The sequence below is a fragment of the Ornithinimicrobium panacihumi genome (genome assembly GCF_052073805.1).
Classification (GTDB): domain Bacteria; phylum Actinomycetota; class Actinomycetes; order Actinomycetales; family Dermatophilaceae; genus Ornithinicoccus; species Ornithinicoccus panacihumi.
In genome coordinates this window covers 30151-52400 of the sequence record NZ_JBQGWG010000019.1, presented here as the reverse complement: position 1 = coordinate 52400, position 22250 = coordinate 30151, and the positions used below count along the sequence as shown (strand labels likewise).

At 70.9% G+C, this 22250-nt stretch carries 23 protein-coding genes and 2 pseudogenes; 14 read left to right on the top strand and 11 right to left on the bottom strand.

The genetic code is table 11. The features are described 5' to 3' along the window. Positions 1 to 76 precede the first annotated feature (76 nt). Both ACTMMA_RS14600 and ACTMMA_RS14595 read right to left on the bottom strand, forming a co-directional pair. On the bottom strand, positions 77 to 1252 hold the full coding sequence (locus tag ACTMMA_RS14600; RefSeq protein WP_441190856.1) for an RtcB family protein: 1176 nt from the start codon (positions 1250 to 1252) through the stop codon (positions 77 to 79). 224 nt (positions 1253 to 1476) lie between these two features. After that, entirely contained in the window at positions 1477 to 2160 is a 684-nt protein-coding gene (locus ACTMMA_RS14595) for a hypothetical protein (RefSeq protein WP_441190855.1), read from the bottom strand. A 113-nt stretch (positions 2161 to 2273) separates the two neighbouring features. Between ACTMMA_RS14595 and ACTMMA_RS14590 the strand changes: the two genes are divergently transcribed. Continuing rightward, a complete protein-coding gene (locus tag ACTMMA_RS14590; protein ID WP_441190854.1) occupies positions 2274 to 2915 on the top strand; it encodes a TetR/AcrR family transcriptional regulator in 642 nt (213 codons plus the stop codon). Here the strand turns inward: ACTMMA_RS14590 and ACTMMA_RS14585 are convergent. From ACTMMA_RS14585 to ACTMMA_RS14565, 5 genes are all read right to left on the bottom strand, one after another. Continuing rightward, a complete protein-coding gene (locus ACTMMA_RS14585; protein WP_441190853.1) occupies positions 2912 to 4138 on the bottom strand; it encodes a type II toxin-antitoxin system HipA family toxin in 1227 nt (408 codons plus the stop codon). The two genes, ACTMMA_RS14590 and ACTMMA_RS14585, sit on opposite strands and share 4 nt — an antisense overlap. Beyond that, positions 4135 to 4338 carry a type II toxin-antitoxin system Y4mF family antitoxin gene (locus ACTMMA_RS14580; RefSeq protein ID WP_441190852.1) on the bottom strand — a complete coding sequence of 68 codons (204 nt, stop codon included), beginning with the start codon at positions 4336 to 4338 and terminating at the stop codon, positions 4135 to 4137. Before ACTMMA_RS14580 ends, ACTMMA_RS14585 begins: the two co-directional genes overlap by 4 nt. Before the next feature lie 175 nt (positions 4339 to 4513). Then, positions 4514 to 5308, bottom strand: a complete 795-nt coding sequence (locus tag ACTMMA_RS14575) for an SIR2 family NAD-dependent protein deacylase (protein WP_441190851.1) — start codon at positions 5306 to 5308, stop codon at positions 4514 to 4516. A gap of 1 nt (position 5309) precedes the next feature. Beyond that, positions 5310 to 5990, bottom strand: coding sequence for a response regulator (locus tag ACTMMA_RS14570; RefSeq protein WP_441190850.1), 681 nt, complete (start codon positions 5988 to 5990; stop codon positions 5310 to 5312). Continuing rightward, the gene (locus tag ACTMMA_RS14565) at positions 5987 to 7324 is read right to left on the bottom strand and encodes a sensor histidine kinase (RefSeq protein WP_441190849.1); all 1338 of its coding nucleotides are present in this window, start codon (positions 7322 to 7324) and stop codon (positions 5987 to 5989) included. Before ACTMMA_RS14565 ends, ACTMMA_RS14570 begins: the two co-directional genes overlap by 4 nt. Before the next feature lie 162 nt (positions 7325 to 7486). Between ACTMMA_RS14565 and ACTMMA_RS14560 the strand changes: the two genes are divergently transcribed. Genes ACTMMA_RS14560 through ACTMMA_RS14550 form a run of 3 tightly spaced genes read left to right on the top strand, consistent with a single transcriptional unit; the run spans position 7487 to position 9515 of the window. Further along, positions 7487 to 8395: an ABC transporter ATP-binding protein gene (locus ACTMMA_RS14560; protein ID WP_441190848.1), complete on the top strand. Its 909-nt coding sequence runs from the start codon at positions 7487 to 7489 to the stop codon at positions 8393 to 8395. Beyond that, on the top strand, positions 8392 to 9294 hold the full coding sequence (locus ACTMMA_RS14555; protein WP_441190847.1) for a basic helix-loop-helix domain-containing protein: 903 nt from the start codon (positions 8392 to 8394) through the stop codon (positions 9292 to 9294). The genes ACTMMA_RS14560 and ACTMMA_RS14555 overlap by 4 nt, the downstream gene beginning before the upstream one ends. Beyond that, positions 9294 to 9515, top strand: a complete 222-nt coding sequence (locus tag ACTMMA_RS14550; RefSeq protein WP_441190846.1) for a hypothetical protein — start codon at positions 9294 to 9296, stop codon at positions 9513 to 9515. Before ACTMMA_RS14555 ends, ACTMMA_RS14550 begins: the two co-directional genes overlap by 1 nt. Positions 9516 to 9624: 109 nt before the next feature. Here the strand turns inward: ACTMMA_RS14550 and ACTMMA_RS14545 are convergent, their stop codons facing one another. The 4 genes from ACTMMA_RS14545 to dnaK all read right to left on the bottom strand — a co-directional run bounded on the left by ACTMMA_RS14545 (position 9625) and on the right by dnaK (position 13963). Continuing rightward, complete coding sequence (locus tag ACTMMA_RS14545; RefSeq protein WP_441190845.1) at positions 9625 to 10065, bottom strand: heat shock protein transcriptional repressor HspR; 441 nt, start codon at positions 10063 to 10065, stop codon at positions 9625 to 9627. A 7-nt stretch (positions 10066 to 10072) separates the two neighbouring features. Further along, positions 10073 to 11152: a DnaJ C-terminal domain-containing protein gene (locus ACTMMA_RS14540; RefSeq protein WP_441190844.1), complete on the bottom strand. Its 1080-nt coding sequence runs from the start codon at positions 11150 to 11152 to the stop codon at positions 10073 to 10075. Positions 11153 to 11339: 187 nt separating this feature from the next. After that, entirely contained in the window at positions 11340 to 12056 is a 717-nt protein-coding gene (locus tag ACTMMA_RS14535; RefSeq protein ID WP_441190843.1) for a nucleotide exchange factor GrpE, read from the bottom strand. Continuing rightward, a complete protein-coding gene (dnaK, locus tag ACTMMA_RS14530; RefSeq protein ID WP_441190842.1) occupies positions 12053 to 13963 on the bottom strand; it encodes a molecular chaperone DnaK in 1911 nt (636 codons plus the stop codon). The genes ACTMMA_RS14535 and dnaK overlap by 4 nt, the downstream gene beginning before the upstream one ends. 287 nt (positions 13964 to 14250) lie before the next feature. On the opposite strand from dnaK, the gene ACTMMA_RS14525 reads away from it, so the two are divergent. The 10 genes and pseudogenes from ACTMMA_RS14525 to ACTMMA_RS14480 all read left to right on the top strand — a co-directional run bounded on the left by ACTMMA_RS14525 (position 14251) and on the right by ACTMMA_RS14480 (position 22250). Beyond that, a complete protein-coding gene (locus ACTMMA_RS14525; protein ID WP_441190841.1) occupies positions 14251 to 14988 on the top strand; it encodes a TnsA-like heteromeric transposase endonuclease subunit in 738 nt (245 codons plus the stop codon). Then, positions 14985 to 16973 (top strand): TnsB C-terminal domain-containing protein, encoded by a 1989-nt coding sequence (locus ACTMMA_RS14520; RefSeq protein ID WP_441190840.1) that lies wholly within the window; start codon positions 14985 to 14987, stop codon positions 16971 to 16973. Before ACTMMA_RS14525 ends, ACTMMA_RS14520 begins: the two co-directional genes overlap by 4 nt. Then, positions 16970 to 18064 carry an AAA family ATPase gene (locus ACTMMA_RS14515; protein WP_441190839.1) on the top strand — a complete coding sequence of 365 codons (1095 nt, stop codon included), beginning with the start codon at positions 16970 to 16972 and terminating at the stop codon, positions 18062 to 18064. Before ACTMMA_RS14520 ends, ACTMMA_RS14515 begins: the two co-directional genes overlap by 4 nt. A gap of 79 nt (positions 18065 to 18143) precedes the next feature. Continuing rightward, positions 18144 to 18398 (top strand): sulfurtransferase TusA family protein, encoded by a 255-nt coding sequence (locus ACTMMA_RS14510; protein ID WP_441190838.1) that lies wholly within the window; start codon positions 18144 to 18146, stop codon positions 18396 to 18398. 61 nt (positions 18399 to 18459) lie between these two features. Then, entirely contained in the window at positions 18460 to 18792 is a 333-nt protein-coding gene (locus ACTMMA_RS14505; protein ID WP_441190837.1) for a hypothetical protein, read from the top strand. A gap of 48 nt (positions 18793 to 18840) precedes the next feature. Continuing rightward, positions 18841 to 19254: a hypothetical protein gene (locus tag ACTMMA_RS14500; protein WP_441190836.1), complete on the top strand. Its 414-nt coding sequence runs from the start codon at positions 18841 to 18843 to the stop codon at positions 19252 to 19254. A gap of 103 nt (positions 19255 to 19357) precedes the next feature. Further along, positions 19358 to 20322, top strand: a pseudogene (locus tag ACTMMA_RS14495) (IS3 family transposase); the annotation flags it as partial. A gap of 59 nt (positions 20323 to 20381) precedes the next feature. After that, positions 20382 to 20988: pseudogene (locus tag ACTMMA_RS14490) on the top strand (transposase); the annotation flags it as partial. A gap of 18 nt (positions 20989 to 21006) precedes the next feature. Continuing rightward, the gene (locus tag ACTMMA_RS14485; RefSeq protein ID WP_441190867.1) at positions 21007 to 21513 is read left to right on the top strand and encodes a TlpA family protein disulfide reductase; all 507 of its coding nucleotides are present in this window, start codon (positions 21007 to 21009) and stop codon (positions 21511 to 21513) included. Beyond that, entirely contained in the window at positions 21510 to 22250 is a 741-nt protein-coding gene (locus ACTMMA_RS14480; protein ID WP_289020246.1) for a cytochrome c biogenesis CcdA family protein, read from the top strand. The genes ACTMMA_RS14485 and ACTMMA_RS14480 overlap by 4 nt, the downstream gene beginning before the upstream one ends.

The following is a 22250-nucleotide window of genomic DNA, read 5'->3' as shown; positions in this document are numbered from 1 at the left end:
CCCTCTGATCGGGGCGCCCACCGCGATGGTGGGCGCCCCGATCAGCGTAATTCCCGACCCGACGGGCCGGCGTGCCTCAGGTGCCCTTGACGTTGACCAGCTGACGCAGCGTGTGCCGCGTCCGCACCAGGTCGGCCGCGTCGACCATCACCTGGTCGATGTCCTTGTAGGCGGCCGGAATCTCGTCGAGGAAGGCGGGCGAGTGGTCGTACTCGATCCCCTCCATCGCCGTGGCCAGCTCCTCCAGGGTGAAGGTCTTGCGCGCCTTGGTCCGCGAGTAGACCCGGCCCGCCCCGTGCGGCGCCGAGTGCAGCGCGACCGGGTTGCCCAGACCCTCGACGACATAGGACGCGGTGCCCATCGACCCGGGGATGAGGCCGGGCTCACCCTCGCGCGCCGAGATGGCCCCCTTGCGCGAGAGCCACACGTCGCGGCCGAAGTGCTTCTCGGGCTCGGTGTAGTTGTGGTGGCAGTTGATCTCCTCCACCCGCTCCACCTCGACGCCGACCCACCGCGCGAGCTGGTCGACCATCCGGTCCATCATTTCCTCGCGGTTGAGCAGGGCGTAGTGCTGGGCCCACTGCATCTCGCGGATGTAGTGGTCGAACTCCTCGGTGCCCTCGACCAGGTAGGCCAGGTCGCGGTCGCCGTCGGGCAGCTCGATGAAGTGCTGCCGGCAGTAGTCCTGGGCGACCTTGGTGTGGTGCATCGCGATCTTGTTGCCGACCCCGCGGCTGCCGGAGTGCAGGAACAGCCAGACGGTGCCGGCCTCGTCCTGGGTGACCTCGAGGAAGTGGTTGCCCGACCCGAGCGTGCCCAGCTGGTGGCGCCACGCCTTGCTGTAGGTCGCGGGGTCCAGGTCGATCGCCGCCGCGCGCTCCTCCAGGTCGGCGAGGCGGCGCTGGGTGTGCTCGCGCGTGATCTTGCGGTTCTGCGCACCGGCGGACAGCGGGATGCTGCGCGCGATCTGCTCGCGGACCGTCACCCGGTCCTCCGGCAGGTCGGCGACGTGCAGCTGGGTGCGCACCGCGACCATGCCGCAGCCGATGTCGACACCGACCGCGGCGGGCATGATCGCGCCGTCGGTGGGGATGACGGACCCGACGGTCGCGCCCATCCCCAGGTGGGCGTCCGGCATCAGCGCCAGGTGCGGGTGGATGAACGGCATCTGCGCCGTCCGCTCCGCCTGCTCCCGGGTCTGCGGGTCGAGGATCGAGGCCCAGCTCAGCAGCCTCGAGGTGATCTTCTCCATGGTCCTTTCGTCTCTTCTCTGTTCTTCTCGGTTCTTCTGCGTCACCCGGATCTCCTCCGGCCCGACCCGGCTTGGTCGGATCCGTCCGGTCGGTCCGGGCAGACTCCGGAGGCTAGCGAGGTATGCGGTCACTCGGCGACCGCTTTTCCCTCACCCGGTGCCCCCTCAGGTCGCCCAGTGACGCCGCTGTGCTGGTGGTCGCCGATCTGGCCAGCACAGGGGCGTCACTGGGCGGAGGCCTGAGTCCGGAGAGAGCGTGAGGTGAGGAGCAGGAGGAGGGCAGCGACCGCATACAGGACGCCGTAGGCCATCCGTCCGGTGGGCGGGAGGTAGAACTGCGGCAGGAAGAGAGCCATGAGGGCCCCCAGCGGCCACGCGGCGAGGCTGCCGGTGCGGCGCTGCCAGGCCAGGGCGAGGATGAGGCCGCAGGCGGCGAGCAGGACCAGGCCGAGGCCGAACATCGTCAGCGCGACGGGCTGGTCGCGGATGTCGTCGACCAGCTGCAGGACGCCCTGGTCCCCCGCGAGCGCAGCCCGGCCGAGTGCGTGCAGCCCGAAGGTCTCGGCGCCGTAGTAGGGCAGCACGAGGGCGGCGCCGGCCAGGCCGGTCCAGCGCGCGGCCCGGGACAGCCGCGTGGAGCCGAGGTCGTCGAGGCGCAGCGCGAGGCGGGCGAAGGAGGCCAGGGCCAGCGCCCCGAAGAGGTGCGCGACGACCCACCGGGTAGAGGCGAAGGCCTGCGCGGCCTCGGCGGTCGAGCCGCCGGCGTGGTCGCCGTAGGGACGCAGAAGGAGGTAGGTGGCCATGAGGACGCCGGTGCCCACGAGGGGGGCGGTGAGGTGGCGCATCGGCTGGGTGCGGCGGTCGGGACGTGCCGCGGGTCGGACGGACGGGGCGGTGAGGGTGGCCATGAGGATCTCCGATCTAGAACGAGAGCGGTGCTCTCTGTTGCGGTCGGCACCAAGCTAGAGCACTGCTCTCATTTTGACAAGAGCGGTGCTCTCGTTGTGGCAGACTGGGTGGCATGGGAGTGCGGGAGCAGCAGCGGGAGCACAACGTGGCACGGATCCTGGCGGCCGCCCGGGAGCAGATCGCGCAGGTCGGCGGCGTGGGCCTGTCGATGCGCGCGGTGGCCCGCGAGGTGGGGATGGTCTCGTCCGCGGTCTACCGCTACTTCCCCACGCGGGAGGCGCTCATCACCGCCCTGGTGCTGGAGAGCTACGAGGCTCTGGGCGCGGCCCTGACGGACGTCCCGGCGGGCGAAGGCGCCGAGCGGTGGACGGCGCTGGCCCACGCACTGCGCCAGTGGGCGGTCGCGCACCCGCACGACTTCCAGCTCATCTACGGCACGCCGGTCCCGGGGCATGCCGCACCGCCCGAGACGATCCCCGCCGCCGAGCGGGTGGCCCGGCCCTTCCTGGAGGCTGGCGCGCCCGGCGAGATCAAGGGCTTCGACGACCCCGCGCTCCTGGGGCAGGTCGGGCCGCTCGCCTCAGCCGTCGGCGTGGACCGGAGCGGCAGCGCGGCGGTCCTGGCCGAGCTGGCCCAGCTCGTGGGCCTCCTCAGCCTCGAGCTGGGTGGCCACCTCGTCGGCACGGCCGACCCGGCCGACCACCTCTTCGCCGCGGCCGTGGATCGCCAGACGCGGACGCTCGGGCTGACCTAGCCACCCAGGTCCCGCCGGCGGCGCGTGAGCGTGCGCACGAGGTCCTGACGGCGACGGGCGTCCCACCCGACCGCTCCGGCACCGAGATCGTCGACGACGCCGTCGGTCGCGGCGAGCACCTCCTCCACCACAGCGTCGACAGCCGCTTCGGGCAGACCGATCGTGGCACCGAAGGTGCGGAACGCCTTGTGGGTGAGGTTGTCCCGGCGTCCCGCCAGCGGCAGGGCGAAGGTCGGGTCACGGTAGGGCACGGTCGACGGGATGTCGTAGATGGGTGCGACGTGGCGGTCGCGCCCACCCAGGACCGAGATGTTCTTGGCATGGAGGTCGCCGTTGCCGGTGAGCCAGGCGAGCACCGCCTGCTGGAGGACCGCCCGGAGCGCGAGCGGGCGCGAGCGGCAGACGTCCGCGACGGCGCTCGCCAGGTCCTCCATCGTGACGGCATACTTGCGGGCCGGATGGACCCCCAGCACCTGGGCGCCGTCCTCGACGGGCAGCCGCCGCAGTCCCTCCCCCTCCGGCACCCGGTCGAAGCGGGTGACGAGAAGACCAGGACGCCCCTCCCTGTCGTGGACCACCTCGGCCTCGACCACCGGATGACGCACCCGTCGGGCCACGGAGAGGAAGTAGGCCTCATTGGCCACGACCCGCGGGAACTCGGGGACCTCGAACTTGAGCAGATGCGCCCGGCCGGCGTGCGCGAGAGGGACGGTGAGCATGCGTCCCGAGACCTTGTCCTGCACGCCCGCCAGAGCCGACGGGTCGCCGGTGCCGTGCGCGGCCAGGAGGTCGGCGAAGTCGAGGTCGTCGAAGGAACCCTCGACCTCCGGCGTCGCCGGCTCCTCGTCCGGCTCAGGGTGAGGCAGGACCTGCACGTCGCCGACCGGGTCGGCACCCACGGCCACCAGCAAGGAGAGCTCGTCGTCGGCACTGGTCTTGACCGACCGACGCAGCGCGGTGAGCCGACGCCCTTCAGGCAGCAAGTTGGCGAGGAAGGGCGGCACCGCCCCTGCCGTGGCGAGCACCGGCTCGTCGGTGAGCGGCAGCGTCGTGGCCACGGGCCGTCGGCCGGCGTCCAGATAGTCGGCGGTGTAGTCGAAACGCACCGCGTCGTCCAGACGGGTGAGGGTCGCGGCGGGGACGCCGTCCTTGAGGACGTGGGCGACCCTGAGGTCCCGAGGGTCGTCGCGACCATCGTGCCCGGCTCGGGCCGCGGGGGTCACGGGGTCTCCCGCGGCAGGAGCCTCAGCTCCAGGCCGAGCACGTCGAGCACGGGCTCGACCTTGTCCAGGCGCACGCTGGCCTTGCCCGTCTCGAGCTCACGCACGAACCGCTCGGACACCCCGGCCAGGAGGGCCAGGTCGAGCTGACGCAGCCCGAGCTCGCGGCGTCGCTCCGCCACCTTCCGAGTCCAATCGGTCATCGCCATCTCCTTGAACACATACCGGCATGATCGTGCCGGTCGCCACCATGATGTCGGTCCCAGCCACCCGTCGTCAAGAGAAATCGGCACGATCGTGCCGGTCGCGCTCTTTTCGGTGGGCACAGGTCACCCTCCGTCATAACATCGGCACGATCGTGCCGGTCTTGCAGAAGAGTCAGCCGAGGGCGTCGACGAGCGCGGGCAGCGCCTGCGCCGCGGTGGCCCGCCAGACCTCGTGGGCCGTCTCGCTGACCTCGCTCTCGCGCGGGTTGATCTCCACGACGTGGGCACCGGCCGCCGCGGCGAGGTAGGGCAGGGTCGCCGCCGGGTGGACCAGGCCGGAGGTGCCGACGACGAGCACGAGCTCGGCCTGCTGCGCCGCCTCGACGGCGTCGTAGAAGGCGCCTTCCGGCAGGGCCTCGCCGAACCACACGACGCCGGGCCGCACCGCTCCCCCGCACTCCTCGCACGCGGGCGGGTCCAGGTGGGCGACGGGCTCGTCGACCTGGGGGTATGCGGCACCGCTGGGGGCCTCGCACTCGCTGCAGCGCAGCGCGTAGAGGCTCCCGTGCAGGTGGGCCAGGACCTGCGCGCCCGCCCGCTCGTGCAGGTCGTCGACGTTCTGGGTGACGATCGTCAGCTCGACGCCGTCGCGCTGCTGCCAGCGCGCCAGGGCCAGGTGGCCGGCGTTGGGCTGCGCCCCGGAGACGAGGGAGGCGCGCCAGGCATACCAGGCCCACGCCTGCTCCGGGTCGGCGCGCCAGGCCTCCGGGGTGGCCAGCTCCATCGGGTCGAAGCGCTCCCACAGCCCCACCTGCACGTCCCGGAAGGTCGGGATCCCCGACTCTGCGGACATGCCCGCCCCGGAGAGGATGCAGACCCGCGTCGCCGTGCGCGCCCTCTCCAGGAGCTGCCCGGGGATCTCCACGCGCGCCGCCCCCTCGCCGGCGGGACCGAGGTGGGCGGTCACGTCATACCTCCCCGGCGTCGTGGACGAGCAGCGCCACCTGGACGCGGTTGGCCAGCCCGAGCTTGGCCAGCACGCTCGAGACGTGGGCCTTGACCGTCGGCACGCTGAGGTAGAGCTCGCGGGAGATGTCGGCGTTGGACCCGCCGTGGGCCACGGCCCGGGCGATCTCGCGCTCGCGCTCGGTCAGCCGGTCCAGCTGCTCGCGGGCCTTGGCTGCGCGGGCGTCGGCGGGATCGGTCGCAGGGCCCCCGGCGACCTGGCTGACCAGCAGCGCAGCCACCGACGGGGACAGCGCGTGGTCGCCCGAGGCGACCTCGTGGACGGCGGCGACGAGCCGGTCGGGCGGGGTGTCCTTGAGCACGAAGCCCCGCGCCCCGGAGCGCAGCGCCTCGAGCACGTAGGCGTCGGCGTCGAAGGTCGTCAGGATGAGCACCTTGGTCGCCGGCCACGACGCGAGCAGCTCGCGGGTGGCGGTCAGGCCGTCGGTGCGCGCCATCCGGATGTCCATGAGCACGACGTCGGGCCGGTGCTTGCCGACGAGCTCGACCGCGGTGTCACCGTCATCGCCCTCGGCGACCACGTCCACCCCGTCGGGCCCGCCGAGCATCATCCGCAGCCCGGTGCGCACCAGCGCGTCGTCGTCGATGAGGACCACCCTGGGTCGCGCCTGTGCCTCGCTCATCCCTGCTCCTTCTTCCGCTCCCACGGCAGCCAGACCCGCACCACGAAGCGGGTCACCTCGAACCCGGCCTCGAACCGGCCGCCGGCCAGCTGCACCCGCTCGGCCATCCCGGTCAGCCCCCGGCCGCCACCGGGCAGCGTAGCCTGCGCCCCTGCCGGCACCGGGTTGGCCACCACGATGCTCAGCCCCTTGCCCGGACGGCCGGACAGCTCGACGGTGGCCGCAGCGCCACCCGCGTGCTTGCGCGCGTTGGTGACCGCCTCCTGCACCACGCGGTAGGCGTGCCGGCCGGTGCTCGCCGGCAGCTGCACCGAGCGGGCCCACAGGTCCGGGTCGGCCTGGAGGTGGATCTCCTGCCCGCTGCTGGTCACCTCGGCGACCAGGGAGGGTATGCCGCTCAGGCCCGGCTGGGGCGCCTCCACCGTGGATGGCTGCCCGTCCCCTCCGCCGGCCGAAGCCTCGTCCCCGACGTCGCTGCGCAGCACGCCGAGCACCTCCCGCAGCTCCTCCAGCGCCTGGTGCGCCCCGGCCCGCACGATCTCGGCGGCCTCCCGCCGCTCCTCCTCGGGCAGGTCGGTGCGGTGGGCCAGGACCCCCGCGTGCATGGCGACGAGGGAGAGCCTGTGGGCCAGGACGTCGTGCATCTCACGGGCGATCCGGGATCGCTCGGCCAGCTGGGCCTGGGCGACGCGGGCGGCCTGTTCCCGGTTGGCGGTCTCGGCGCCGGTGCGCCAGGACCGGATCAGCTCGCGGCGCGACCCGACGTTCCAGCCGACGAGGATGCAGATGACGTAGAGGAGGACGACGAAGCCGAGGTTGGCCAGGGCGGTTTGGGTCCCCACGGCGACGGTGTCACCCTCGACAAGGACCTCGCCCTGGACGCCGAGCCACCGGGTGAAGCCGAACTCGTAGGTCGTGTCGGCCGCCATCTTGAGCAGGACCACCCCGACGATCTGCCAGATCCGCCGCCGGGTGGCCAACGAGACCAGGGCCAGCGCCGAGGCGCCGGTAGCCGTGATCGAGACGAAGGTCATCACGGCCGTGATCAGCGCGACGGCCAGCGGCCAGCGCCGGCGGTAGGCGGCCACGACGAGGGCGAGGTGGCCGACGGCCAGGTCGAGGATGAGCAGGACGAGGACCAGAGTGGTGCCCTCGCCCTCCCGCGTGAAGCCGTCCGTGGCGACCGCCGCGATGGTGAGGAAGGCGGCGATCCCGACGAGCCAGGCCAGGCCCAGACGCCAGGCCTGCTGCCAGAGGCCCAGCCGCTCCACGGTGTGCTCCGCCCCACCCCCGCGCGGGGCGGGTGAGGGCACGGGAGGGGCGAGGGACGGCATACCTCTCAGCCTATTCGGGACCTCACCTCACCGACTCCGCCGATCGGCTCGGCCACCCCCGACTTTGGTATGCCCCGACCTGCGCAGACGCAGACCAAGGACATCGCGGTCCTCGACCCTCGACCGATGTGGGGGGCCGTCCTCCCCGGCGAGGCTGGAGCCATGATCGAGACCCAGAACCTGACCAAGCGCTACGGCACCTTCACCGCCGTCGACGACATCACCTTCACCGCCCGCCCCGGCCGCGTCACCGGCTTCCTCGGCCCCAACGGCGCCGGCAAGTCGACCGCGATGCGGATGATGGTCGGCCTGACCGCGGCGACCTCGGGCACCGCCCTGGTGCTGGGCCGCCCCTACGCCAGCCTGCCCACCCCCGCCCGCCACGTCGGCGTCATGCTCGACGCCGGTGCCCAGCACGCCGGACGCACCGGTCGCGAGACCCTCACCCTGGCCGCGCTCATGGCCGGCCGTGGCCGCCGCGACGTCGACGCCGCGCTCGAGCGGGTCGGTCTGACCTCCCGCGAGGCGGAGCGCCGGGTGGGCAACTACTCCCTCGGTATGCGGCAGCGCCTCGGCCTGGCCGGCGCGTTGGTGGGCGACCCGCAGGTCCTGATCCTCGACGAGCCGGCCAACGGCCTGGACCCCGCCGGCATCCGGTGGATGCGCGAGCTTCTGCGCGACTTCGCCTCCGACGGCGGGACCGTGCTCCTGAGCTCCCACCTGCTCCACGAGGTCGAGCAGATCGCCCAGGACCTGGTGCTCATCGGCCGTGGCCGGATCGTGGCGCAGGGCGCCAAGGACGAGCTGATCGCGGCCAAGGGCGTCCTGGTCGACGGCCCGGACCGCCACCGTCTCGGCACCGCGCTCGAGCGGGCCGGCCTCGAGGTCACCAACCGCCGGGAGGGCGTCCTGATCGTCACCGCCGAGGCCGCCCAGGTCGCGCAGGTCGCGCTGGCCGAGCAGCTGCTGGTCACCGAGCTCCGGGCCGCCGGAGGGGGCGGCCTGGAGGAGATGTTCCTGCAGCTGACCGCCGACGACGCCCGCGAGCCGGTCAGGAGCACGGCCGCATGAGCACCGCAGCGATGACCCAGACCCACAGCCCCCGCACGCACCCCGTCCAGGAGGACGCCATGACCACGCTGACCCAGTCCACCCCCACCCGACCCACGACCGACGCGACGCCCGAGAGCACCGGCGGCACTGCATACCCCCCGCCGTTGGAGGAGGTGCGCCCGGTCTCGCTGGGCCGCCTGGTCTCCGTCGAGCTGCGCAAGCTCGTGGACACCCGCACCGGCAAGGGCCTGATCCTCGCCATCGTACTCATCACGGTGCTCGCGCTCGGGGTCACCCTGTGGCTGACCCGCGACACGGGCGCCGCGCTCCTGCCGCTGCTCATGGCGGCCGTCACCCCGCAGGCGCTGCTGCTGCCGGTGCTGGGCGTGATGACCGCGGCCAACGAGTGGAGCCAGCGCACGGCCCTGATCACCTTCGCCCTGGAGCCGCGGCGGATGCGGGTGATGGCGGCCAAGACGGTCGCAGCGGTCCTGCTCGGCCTGGCCGTCCTGGCCGTGACGATCCCGCTGGCGATGGGCGCCCACGTGCTGTCCGCCTCGCTGGCCGACGCCCCGGTCGAGCTGTCGATGTCGGCGGCCGAGGTCGTCAACCTGACCGTGGCCCAGGTGCAGGGGGTGCTCATGGGCATCGGCCTCGGTGCTCTCTTCCTCAACGTGCCGCTGGGCATCGTGGCCTACTTCCTCATCCCCACCATCACGCCGCTGCTCTTCACCCTGACCGGGTGGCTGCGCGACGCCGCCCCGTGGCTGGACCTGAGCCGCGCCAACGCCCCGCTGATGGGTGACCGGTGGCTGACCGCCGAGCAGTGGGCCCAGGTCGGCACCGCCAACGCCCTCTGGGTGCTGCTGCCGCTGGCCGTCGGTCTGTGGCGGGTCGCCCGCAAGGAGGTCAAGTGATGAACGCCCTGTGGTGGACCGGCGCCGTTGTCCTCATCGTCGCCGCCTGGCTCGGTATGGAGCAGCTCACCTGGATGCAGGAGCTGCGGCCGGGGCTGGACAGCCTGGTCCGGGTCGGCCTCTCGACCGTGGTCCTGGGCGCGGCTGCCGTGCTGAACCCTTTCGACCGGGCGGCGCAGGTCGGGCAGGCGAGGCGGAAGGAGTGCCGCTGCGGCGGGTGAGGGGCCCGAGGACGAGCGCGCCCGGAGGTGGACGACCCGCCTCCGGGCGCGCCTGTGCCTGCTCAGGCATGCTCAGGCGCAGAGGAAGGCCCGCGCGGATGTTCTTTCCTCAGTCGGTGAACGGCCAGTGCCTCGGTCGCCACAGCGCCAGCGCGGTCGTGGCCGGGGTGGAGCGGGGGCGGGTGCCGGCCCGGAGGGCGACGACCTCGCCGGCGCTGTCGGCGGCGAAGACGCGCGAGCCGTGCGTGATGCGGTCGCGCAGCGCCTCGTTCTCGACGAGGAGCTGGGTCATCCGGGAGCGGAGAGCCTCGACCTGGGACTCCAGCTCCATGATCCGCTGGATGCCGGCGAGGCTGACACCCTCGGCGGAGAGTGCCTGGACCTCGCGGAGCCGGTCGATGTCGCGGGAGGAGTAGCGTCGGCCGCCGCCGCGGGTGCGGGAGGGGGTGACCAGGCCGAGGCGGTCGTACTGCCGCAGCGTCTGGGCGTGCATGCCTGCCAGCTCGGCCGCCACGGAGATGACGAAGACGGGGGTGTCGCGGTCAGGCATGCTTAGCTCACCTCCTCGCCCGCTCGATCAGCTCAGCGCGCGGGTCGGTCCCCGCCTCCTCGGCCTGCAGGGCCTCGACGGCCGCCCGGGCCGTGTCGGAGAGCCGCTGCGGGACGACGACCTGGACCTTGGCGAGCAGGTCGCCCTTGCCGGACTTCGCGTCGATGCCGCGGCCCTTGACCCGCAGCACGCGGCCCGAGGGGGTGCCAGGGGCGATCTTGACCTTGACGGTGCCGCCGTCGAGGGTCGGCACGGGGACGGTCGCGCCGAGGGCGGCCTCGGCGAAGGTCACCGGCAGGTCGAGGGTCAGGTTGGTGTCGCCGTCGCGGCCGAAGACCGCGTGCGGCGTCACCGTGACGTGCAGGAACATGTCGCCGGGCTCGCCGCCCTGCACTGGCGAGGGCATGCCCTTGCCGCGCAGGCGGATCTTCTGACCGTCCTTGACGCCGGCCGGGATCCGGGTGGTGATCCGGCCGCCGTCGGGCTTGCTCAGCGTGACCGTGTCGCCGGTCGCGGCGGCACGGAAGTCGATGGTGGTGCGGGCCTCGACGTCCTGGCCTTTCATGGTGCGGGCACGGCCGCCACCCTGGAAACCACCGGGGAAGCCCTGGTCCCCACCCGGGAACCCTTGTGCACCACCGGGGAAGCCCTGGGCCCCGCCCGGGAAGCCACCGCCACCGGCCGCGCCGCCGAAGGCACCGAGCAGGTCCTCCAGATCGATCCCGCCCTGGCCGCCGGTGGAGAAGCGGACGTTCTGCGCACCCCCGCCACCGCCGAACATCTGGGAGAAGATGTCCTCGAAGCCACCGGCACCACCCGGGCCGCCGGCGCCGGCGGTGAAGCGGGCGCCGCCGCCCATGGCGCGCACGGCGTCGTACTGCTTGCGCTGCTCGGGGTCGGAGAGCACCGCATAGGCCTCACCGATGTCCTTGAACTTCTGCTCCGCGGCCTTGTCGCCCGGCTTGGCGTCCGGGTGCCACTCGCGCGCGAGCTTGCGATAGCGCTTCTTGAGCTCCTTCTCGTCCACGTCCTTGGCGACGCCGAGGATGGCGTAGAAGTCCTTGTCGAACCAGTCCTGGTTGACCATCGATGCTCACCTCCTTCGTGTCTTCTTCCACCGAGCGAGTCGTGTGGTTGTTCTTCGCCCCACCGGCCACGTCCTGTGGTTGCTGCCGGGCCTACCGGGCGCGGCGGATGGTTGGTCCAGCAACCACCCGCCGCGCTCGGTCACCTCTGAGCCAACCACACGGCGCTCTCGGTGGGTATGCGGTCGGTCAGCTCGGGTCGGCGACCGCCACGCGGGCGGCGCGGACGACCTGGTCACCGATCTTGAAGCCGGGCTGCATGACCTGGACGATCGTCATCTCCGTCGCACCCTCGGGGAGGGTGACGCCGGGGCTATCGGCCGGCAGGTGCATGAGCGCCTCGTGGACCATGGGGTCGAAGACGTCTCCGACGTTGCCGGTCCGCTCGACGCCGAACCTCCCCAGCGCCTGCTCGAGCTTCTCGGCGATGGCGGCGAAGGGCGTGCCCTCGGCCAGGTCACCGTGCTCGCGCGCGGAGTGGATGTCGTCCATGACGGGCAGCAGCGCCTCGACGACCGCGCCGGTGGCGCGGGTCCGGTCGCTCTCCCGCTCCCGCTGGGTGCGGTTGCGGAAGTTGACGAACTCCGCCTGCATCCGGCGCATCTCCTCCAGCCGCTCGGCGGCCAGCAGGGTGTCCGGGTGGGTGTCGCCGTCAGTGTCGGAAGCACCGTCCGCGGTGCCGCCGGGGAGCGCGTCCCCCACGTCGCCGCCGAAGCTGCTGTCGGACTCGGTCCCGTCAGCCTCGGCCGGCTCGGGCTGCCCGCCCTGCGCCGCAGAGCCCTGGGGCTCGCGCGGCATGCCGGTCTCGGGGTCGATGCGCCGCTTGTCGCGGATCACCGGGCCCCGCCCCTGGGGCTCCTCGTCCTGAGGAGCCCCAGAGGAGTGGGTGCCGTGGGGGTCGGTCACTTGGTGTCCTCGTCGTCCACGACCTCGGCGTCGACGACATCGTCATCCGACGAACCGGCCTCCCGGTTCGGGTCGACGTCGGCCGCACCCGTCCCGTCGGCGAAGCCCGCGCCCGCATCCGGACCGGCGCCCTCGGCGCCCTGTGCCGCATACATGGCCGAACCCATCTTCTGGGACTCGGTGGAGAGGGTCTCCATCTTGGCCTTGATGTCGTCCAGCGAGGCGCCGGACTCGGGCTTGAGCGCGTCCTTGAGGTCGGTCAGCGCGGTGTCGACCGGGCCACGTGCGTCGGCCGGGACCTTGTCGCCGGAGTCGGCCAGGAACTTCTCGGTCGAGTAGACCAGCTGCTCGGCGGTGTTGCGCAGCTCGGTCTCCTCCTTGCGCTTCTTGTCCTCCTCGGCGTGCGCCTCGGCGTCCTTGATCATGCGCTCGATCTCGTCCTTCGGCAGCGCGGAGCCGCCGGAGATCGTCATCGACTGCTCCTTGCCGGTGCCACGGTCCTTGGCGGAGACGTGCACGATGCCGTTGGCGTCGATGTCGAAGGTGACCTCGATCTGCGGCACGCCGCGGGGGGCCGGGGCGATGCCGGTCAGCTCGAAGTTGCCGAGCAGCTTGTTGTGCTGGGCGATCTCGCGCTCACCCTGGTAGACCTGGATGCCCACCGACGGCTGGTTGTCGCTGGCCGTGGTGAAGACCTCGCTGCGCTTGGTGGGGATCGCGGTGTTGCGCTCGATCAGGCGGGTCATGATGCCGCCCTGGGTCTCGATGCCCAGGCTCAGCGGGGTGACGTCGATGAGCAGCACGTCCTTGCGCTCACCCTTGAGGACACCGGCCTGCAGGGCGGCGCCGACGGCGACGACCTCGTCCGGGTTGACGCCCTTGTTGGGCTCCTTGCCGCCGGTCAGCGCCTTGATGAGGTCGACGACGGCGGGCATGCGGGTGGAGCCACCGACGAGGACGACGTGGTCGATCTCCTCGACCTTGATGCCGGCGTCCTTGATGACCTGGTTGAACGGAGCCTTGGTGCGCTCAAGCAGGTCGGAGGTCATCTGCTCGAACTGGGCGCGGGAGAGGGTCTCGTCCAGGTGGATCGGGCCGTTCTCGCCCATCGACAGGTACTGCAGGTTGATGTTGGTGCTGGTCGAGGACGACAGCTCCTTCTTGGCCTGCTCGGCGGCGTCCTTGAGGCGCTGCATGGCGATCTTGTCCTTGGACAGGTCGACGCCGGACTGGTTCTTCACGGTGGTGACCAGGTGCTGGATGATCCGGTCGTCCCAGTCGTCGCCACCGAGCTTGTTGTCGCCGTGGGTGGCGCGGACCTGGATGGTGGCGAAGCCGTCGTCGGCGTCCTTGCCCACCTCGAGGAGGGAGACGTCGAAGGTGCCGCCGCCGAGGTCGAAGACGAGGATGAGCTCGTCCTCCTTGCCCTTGTCGAGGCCGTAGGCCAGCGCGGCCGCGGTCGGCTCGTTGACGATGCGCAGCACGTTGAGGCCGGCGATCTCACCGGCGTCCTTGGTGGCCTGGCGCTCGGCGTCGTCGAAGTAGGCCGGCACGGTGATGACGGCGTCGGTCACGTCCTCGCCCAGGTAGGCCTCGGCGTCACGCTTGAGCTTCATCAGCGTGCGGGCGCTGATCTCCTGCGCGGTGTAGGTCTTGCCGTCGATCTCCGGGCTCTTCCAGTCGGTGCCCATGTGGCGCTTGACCGAGCGGATGGTCCGGTCGACGTTGGTGACGGCCTGCCGCTTGGCGACCTCACCGACGAGCACCTCGCCGTTCTTGGCGAAGCTGACGACGGACGGGGTGGTGCGACCGCCCTCGGCGTTCGCGATGATCTCCGGCTCGCCACCGGTGAGGACGGCGACCGCCGAGTTGGTGGTGCCGAGGTCGATGCCGACTGCACGTCCCATGCGTGGTTTCTCCTTGGTATACGGTGCGCCTCACCCGGGCGGGTGCGACGCGAGGTTGACACGTCTGCACTCAACCTTGGGAGCGACTCGGCTCATTGTCAAACCGAGACTCAGTGAAGTTGAGTTCATCTGACTCAACTATGGGGTGGCCCGAGTTGTTCCCACCGTCGCGGGCACACACCTCGCTCGCAGCTTGTAGGTTCTCGGCCAAGTTGGCAGTGGTCTCATCTATCTGACAGTGGCGTGTCAGTAGTCTCATCCATCTGTCAGTGGGCCACGATGGGCGTGTGGGCGTGCGTGAGGTCTCCTTGCGGTACTGCAACGTCGTCGGCGACGAGGTCACGACGACGTGGCGCGAGGCGCGCGCCGAGCTGATCGTCGAGGGCCTTCCGGTCCGTATCCCGCCGTCCTACCGGGGGCAGGGGAACTACCCGGGCCTGTTCTGGTCGGCGACGAACCGTCGGACGCTGGTGTACGAGAGCCTGCTCGAGCTGGACCGGCTGTGGTTGGCGGACTTCGACCCGACTGTCGTGGGTATCGCGACCCAACCGTTCCAGATCACGGGAAGCGGCACCGGCGCTCAGCCTTCGCATGTGCCCGATGTCCTCCTGGTCCACGTCGACCGCACGGTCACCTTGGTCGACGTGAAGCCGGCAGAGTTCCTGGAAAAGCCCGCGGTGCGGGCCCAGTTCGACTGGACACGCGGGTTGTGCCGGGACAAAGGCTGGGGCTACGAGGTCTTCTCCGGCGGCGATCCAGTCGTGCTGCGCAACATCAAGGCCCTCGCGGTCGGTCGTCGCTCCGAGCGACTACCGACCGGTGTCCTGGACCGGGCACGGGCGGTTCTCGCCCCAGGGGACGTCACCCTGAGTGAGGCCGTCTCCCGCAAGCCGTCGACGTGCGACGACGCCTCGTGGCGCGTGGCTGTCCTGGGGTGCCTGTGGCGCAGCGAGGCGATGGCCGACCTCCGACGGCCTCTAGGCATGGAGACGGTCCTGACTTACTCAGCGGGGGTGCCGGTGTGAGTGCAGAGAGCCTTGATGTGTCGGTTGGTGCCCGACTCTGGTGGCAGGGAAGCGCCTGGACCGTGGTCGAGCACGAGAGCGCCATCGTGATCTTGCGGTCGGGCGAGCAGTTCAAGAAGGTTCATGCACCCTCGTTGGTTGGCGTCGCGCAGGCCCTCGACGACCGGCCCGTCCAAGACGCCGATACGGAGCTGGACGCGGTCGTTCTGGCGTCGCTGACCTCGGTGCAGCGCGCCGAGGTCGAACAGCAGGCGAAGGTGTTCGACGAGCTCCTCCTCATCCCCTCCGACCGGCCGGTAGATGAGCGCTACCGCGCGGCGGCTGAGGAGCTCGGGATCTCTCTTCGTACCGCCTACCGTCGGGGGCAACGGTATGCGGATAAGGGTCTCGTGGGCTTGGTGGACTCACGTCGGCTTCAGCCTCGTCGACCCTCGGTCGACCCGGAGTGGGACTCGGCATGCCTGGAGACTCTCCACGGTTACCGAGACTTGTCGAACCCGACGATGAAGTCGGTGCTGCGCAAGACGAATGAGAGGTACCTCGTCGAGCACCCGCAAGCTGCCACCCCGTCACGAGCCGTCGCCTACCGTCGGATCCGAGAGCTGGACAAGGGGCGTTACACGTTCGGGGCGGCCAAGCAACGTAGGTCGGTGGCCGAACGGCCGCAGGGCGTGCTGGGCAGGTTGCGGGCTGACCGGCCCGGCCAGTACGTCGTGCTGGACACGACTCGCCTGGACGTGTTCGCGATGGAGCCGGTGACCGGTCGGTGGGTCAACACCGAGCTGACGATCGCGAAGGACCTGTACTCCCGGTGCGTCCTCGGCCTGGCCTTGAGGGCTGTGTCGACCAAGGCGCAGGACGTGGCATCGGTGCTGTTCCAGGTGGTCACCCCGCAGCAGTGGGGACCGGACGTTGAGGGCGAGGTGCCGGCACCGTACGTCGGCGTCCCGGACCAGCTGATCACGATGACCACGGGTGCCCTGCCGGACACGATCGTGGTCGACCACGGCAAGGTCTACCTGTCCGGGCACACCAAGACCGTGTGTCACCGCCTGGGGATCAACATCCAGCCCGCGATCCCGCACAAGCCGACGGACAAGCCCACCATGGAACGATTCTTCCGGACGCTGCGACAGCAACTCCTGGAGCATCTACCCGCCTACAAGGGCCCTGATGTCTACTCACGTGGCAAGGACGTGGAGGCCGGGGCGTTCTACTACGTTGCGGAACTGGAGGCGATCATCCGCGAGTGGGTCGGGATCTATCACCACACCCCTCATCGGGGCCTGTGCGACCCGCGGCTACCAGGAGTCGACCTCTCCCCGGTAGAGATGTTCGCTCGTGGCATGGCCGTCGCGGGTGTGTTGCGGCTTCCGGCTAGCCAGGATCTGCGCATGGAGTTCCTGGACGTCGCCTGGCGCACGATTCAGCACTATGGCGTGGAGATCGACGGACGCCGCTACGACGGGCCGGGCCTGAACCTGCACCGCGGCACCAAGTCAACCTACGGCGGCGCCCACCCGGGCCGATGGCCGATCATGGTCGACCACGACGACATCCGCACCGTGTACTTCCGCGACCCCGACACGCAGACCTGGCACGACTTGACCTGGGAACACGCTGCTGGCCTGGATGCCCCGTTCAGCGCCGAGGCCGCCGACTACACCCGGCGCCTGAGCCGGGACACCGACCGGCACGTCGATCCCGGCGCCGCGCTGGCGGATCTGCTGGCGCGGTACAGCAAGGGCGCTGTGACCGGCCGCCGGGAGAAAAACCTGGCCCGCCGCCTGGCGACCCAGCCCTCTCAGGAGCCCGGCGAGGGTGCCGCGAGGTCGGAGGCCGCTTCCACGCCCGGTGTGGTTGACCTGCTGGCCCATCTTGAGCGTCGCCGTACCGGTGCACAGGTGGCCGATGATGTGGACGTGTTCGAGCGGTACTACGCCGAGCATCCTGACCAGGAGGCGTTCGAGGTGTTCGACGAATGAGCATGAACCCAGGACCGGCGGTAGCGAGCAACCGTTGGGCGGCCTGGCTGACCGCGAATGAGCCGGCCCGGTACAACCTGGCCTCCAAGGTCGGCTGGGACGCGTTCGTGCAGGCTGCCGCCCGCGAGCCCTTGGAGCTGCTCTCGCGTGCCCAGATGGGCCGTCTCAGTGGTGAGGAGCTGGAGGACTACAACGACGCCCGGGCGGTGTGGAACGCCAACCCTCCCACCGTGGCGACCGCCCAGCTGGCCGGTGCCTACAGCGTGATCGACCAGGTGATGGCCTCGGGTCGGCGTGATGCCGACAAGCTGCGCGGGTCGGTCGTCATCGACGCCGCGCCCGCGCTCGGCAAGACCACCATCGCCACCCGGTATGCCCGCGAGTTCCACCGCAAGGTCATCCGCCGCCACGGGCCGCACACCCCCGAGGGACACCAGCGGTTGCCGGTGGTCTACCTGCCGCTGAGCGCGGGCACCACTCTCAAGGGTCTGAACACGAAGCTGTTGCGCTTCTACGGCCACCCGGCCGCCGGTCGGAACACCCGGGCCGAGCTGGGGGCGCTGGCGGTGGACTGTGTGGCGTCCTGCCAGACCCAGATGATCGTGATCGACGACCTGCACTTCATCGACTTCAAGCACCGCAACGGCCAGGAGGTCTCAAACCATCTCAAGGGCCTGGCGAACGAGATGCCGGTGACGTTCCTGTACGTCGGGGTGCGGCTGCGGGAGAAGAAGTTCTTCGACGAAGGCCTCCTCGGTGAGGACGCCGCCTACGCCCAGACCTCCCGGCGCGCCACCCGCTGCGTGGTGGCGCCGTTCTCGATCACCACCACCACCGGTGCGCGTGCCTGGAGCGCGCTGCTGGCCGCGCTGGAGCAGCACGTCCTTCTGGCCGACTTCCGAGCGGGCATGCTCACCGAGCACGCCGACGTCCTGCACCGGCGCACCCAGGGTTGCATCGGCTCGCTGACCAACCTGCTGGACCGGGTCTGCTACCTGGCCATCGCCACCGGTATCGAGACCATCACCGGCGAGCTCATCGAGACCGTCACCATCGACAATGCCGCCGAGCATCTCAGCCACAGCGCCTGATCCCCTAATTCGGCCGGTCACCGGGCGTGCCTGGGCGAGACTGGTCCCCGGCGGGTTACCTCGACGACCTGGACCGTCCATGACCGGCGCGGTGTCGACGACGACCGTGCTGCTGGACAACCGCGGCACGCCGTGCGCGGTCGGACTGATCCGGGCGGCCAGGGCGATCCGGTCGTTGCAGACCGGCGACGTGCTGGAGATCTGGACCCGCGACCGTGTGGCCCCGGTCGAGATCCCGGTCTGGGTCGAGCGCGACGGTCACCACCTCGTCCATCAGGGCCGGGCCAGCCGCTGGCCCCGCGGCCACTACGTCTTCCAGGTCCGGGCCCGATGACGGTCACGACGCGGGCGCGCCACGCCCGACCCAGCCACTGCTACGAGTGAGGAACCACGACATGACGATCACCAGCCAACGTCGCAGAGCCGCCCACCACTTCCACCGGCGGCACAACACCCTGCCCCTGCTCCCCATGCCACCGGTCGAGCGCCCGTGGAAGCCCGCGCGGCACGACGAAGCGCGCGTCATGCTGGCAGACCTGACCTCACCCTGGGCCTACCTGGTGCACCTGCGGTTGGCCGGCACCGGCGACGAGCCGGCGCCCCAGCCCGCGTGGTGGGCAGTCTGTGGCGCTTCCTCGGTCCCCCTGACAGGGCTGCGGGGGCCCGGGCCCGAGCGCGAGAGGCTGCGCGAGGAGCTGGAGGCAGCGCCACCTGGCCCGTCCGGATGAGGAGATCCCCGACGACGTGCCGGCCGTGCTGCCGCACCCACGCGCCCCGTGTCGGCGGCCTACGCCGAGGCGGTCGACCTCGGGCGTGGTGTCGAGGTGCTGGCACTGCTCCTCGAGGCGTACTGGCTGGACGGTCGGGACATCGGCGACCCTGAGGTCCTGCGCCGCTTGCTTCCCAGCGTCCTCGTGGAGCCGGGCGCGCTATGCACGGGCGACCCTCGACGGGAATGGGGCTACGTCGTCTCCCCGGCCCGTGAACCGCTGTCCGACAACGCCTACCACCTCCTGCGACGGTGGCAGCAGCGCTGGCTCGACCTCGGACGACCCGGCCCGCTGACCCTCCTCGGTCCGGCGGGCACCCTGACCCGTGCCGAGGCGCTGGAAGCCATGGTGCCGGAGGCGGTCCAAGGCAGGACGGTCACCGAGCCCTCAGAATCGCGACGAGCTGACCATCTCCGCTGAACTCAGGGAGTTGTGGTGCGCAGGTCACCACCCACGCAACCAACAGGTATCGTGAGCCATCCCGGGGTGTCCGGAGACCTGATCCGTTGGAAGGATGCAGGTCATGGCACGACCATCGAAGTACAACCAGGAGTTCCGCGAGCGTGCGGTCCGGCTGGTGCTCGAGCAGCGTGAGGAGTACCCCTCGGAGTTCGAGGCGATCAAATCGATCGCGGCGAAGCTGGGCATCGGCTCGGCCGAGACATTGCGCAAGTGGGTCCGCCGCGCCGAGGTCGACTCCGGCGCCCGCCCCGGGCTCACGCGCGCCGAGCACGAGCAGATCAAGGCGCTGAAGCGGGAGAACGCCGAGCTGCGGCGCGCGAACGAGATATTGAAGGCCGCAGCGGCTTTCTTCGGGGCCGAGCTCGACCGGCCCGGGCGCAGGTGATCGCCTTCATCACCGAGCACAAGGACCACCGGGTGGGCGATGGCCTGCGGTGGGGCGTCGAGCCCTTGTGCGCCGTGCTGACCAAGCACGGCATCCCGATCAGTCCCTCCACCTACTACGAGTGGGTTAACCGTCGACCCTCGGCACGGGCGCTGCGCGATGAGCAGGTCACCGAGCTCATCCGGGCCGAGCGGGCCTCCTCGAAGCTGGTCGCCGGCCTCGGTAGTCGCAAGATGTGGCTGCGGCTACGTGGCAAGGGCCACGACGTGGCACGGTGCACCATCGAGCGGCTCTACCGGGCCAACGGCTGGGAAGGCGCCCAGTACGGCAGGAAGCCGCGGACGACGATCCCGGACAAGCAGGCGCAGCGAGCGGCGGACCTGGTCAACCGCGACTTCGACCCGGTCGCACCGAACCGGCTCTGGGTCGCGGATTTTACGTACGTGCCGACCTGGCTGGGTATGGTCTACGTCGCATTCGTGATCGACGCGTTCTCCCGCCGCGTGATCGGTTGGCGGGCGGCCACGTCGATGACCACATCGCTGGTCCTGGACGCTCTGGAGCACGCAATGTTCACCCGCGCCCAGGAGGGCATCACCGACCTGACCGGGCTCGTGGCGCACTCGGACGCGGGCTCACAAGGCGGATTCAACCGGTCGTCGCAACACCCTCCTGACTTCGGAGGTGTTCAACGATGGCGATGGCGGACTGGAGCAAGAAGACCAGTGATGTGCCAGAGGGTGCGCGTCGGCAGTGGCGTGCAGATCGGGCACTGCGGCCGGCGATGCGCTCACCCGGACGACCTGATCCTTCGCGGGTGGTGCAGCGCCAGTTCTGGCGTCTGATCGCCACGGGCATCACGTCCGCGGAGGCGGCGTTGGAAGGTGGGCGTGTCCGTGCCGGTCGGGACACGGTGGTTCCGACACGCTGGCGGCATGTCACCGATCTCACTGGTCGAGCCCTCTGGCCGCTACCTGTCTTTCGAAGAGCGTGAGGAGATCGCGTTGCTGCGCGCCCAGCAGGTCGGCGTGCGTGAGATCGCGCGCCGGATCGGCCGGCACCCGGGCACGATCTCTCGTGAGCTGCGCCGTAACGCGGCCACGCGCAGCGGGAAGCAGGAGTACCGGGCGCTGGTGGCGCAGTGGAAGGCCCAGCAGGCGGCCAAGCGCCCAAAGACCGCGAAGCTCGCGACCAATGACAGGTTGCGCGAGTACGTCCAGGAGCGCCTGGCCGGCAACGTCCGTCGGCCGGACGGCACGATCGTCGTTGGGCCGCACCCGCCGGCATGGAAGGGGCTGAACAAGCCCTCGACGATCAACGACCAGATGCGCCAGGGTGACCAGAAGGGCTACGTCGCGGGGGACGGCACCATTCAGGCGCTCGCGCCGAAGGAGCGCGAGACCGTGATCACGCTCGAGGGCACCACCCTGGAGGAGGAGGCGTGGTCCTCCCAGGACCACCTCGGCGAGGTCGTGGTGATCAACGTCTGGGGCTCGTGGTGCGGACCGTGCATCGAGGAGACGCCCGACCTGGAGAAGGTCGCCACCGAGTTCCGCGAGGCCGGTGAGCCGGTGCAGTTCATCGGGGTCAACAGCCGTGACTCGGTGCCCAGCGCGATCGCGTTCCAACAGAAGTACGACATCTCCTACCCCTCTCTCCAGGACGACGGCGGCCGCACGCGGACCCAGCTGCAGGGGCTGGCCGTCGCCACCCCCACGACGATGGTCCTGGACGGCCAGGGGCGCCTCGCCGCCCGGGTCAGCGGACCTGTCGAGGCCTCGACCCTACGCGGCCTGGTCGAGGACGTGCTCGCCGAGGAAGGCACCCGGTGAGCGAGCTCGTCCTCTCCGGGCCCCTGCTCGGCGCGGCCCTCGTCGCCGCGCTCGGGGGCCTGGTCTCCTTCGCCTCACCCTGCGTGCTGCCCCTCGTCCCGGGGTTCCTCGGCTACGTCGGGGGTATGACGTCACCCGGCGGAGGCACCGCCTCGCGCCGTCGCCTCGTGCTCGGGGCGTTGCTCTTCGTGCTCGGCTTCACCGCCGTGTTCCTGGCGATGAGCGTGGTCATCTCCGGCATCGGGCTGGCACTGACCGAGCACCAGGGCACCCTCCTGCGGGTGGCCGGCGTCTTGGTGCTGGCGCTCGGACTGGTCATGCTGCTGCAGCCGACGGCCGAGTGGCGGGTCCGGTGGCGCCCGGCCGCGGGGATGGCGGGGGCACCGCTGCTCGGCGTCGCGTTCGGGCTGGGGTTCAGCGCCTGCACCGGGCCGGCGCTGGCGGCGATCCAGACGCTCGGGACGTCGATCCTGCCCGGTGACGACCAGGTCGGGCGCGCCCTGGTGCTGGGCACCGCATACAGCCTGGGCCTGGGGGTGCCGTTCGTGCTCGTCGCCGCGGGTCTGGGCTGGGTCAGCCGCGCCTCGCGCTGGCTGCGCGACCACTACCTGCTCGTGCAGCGCGTCGGCGGCGGCCTGCTCGTCCTGCTGGGCCTGCTGATGCTGCTCGGCGTGTGGGCCGAGGCGGCCGCGTGGGTCCAGACCCGGCTGACGAGCAACTTCACGACGGTGATCTGA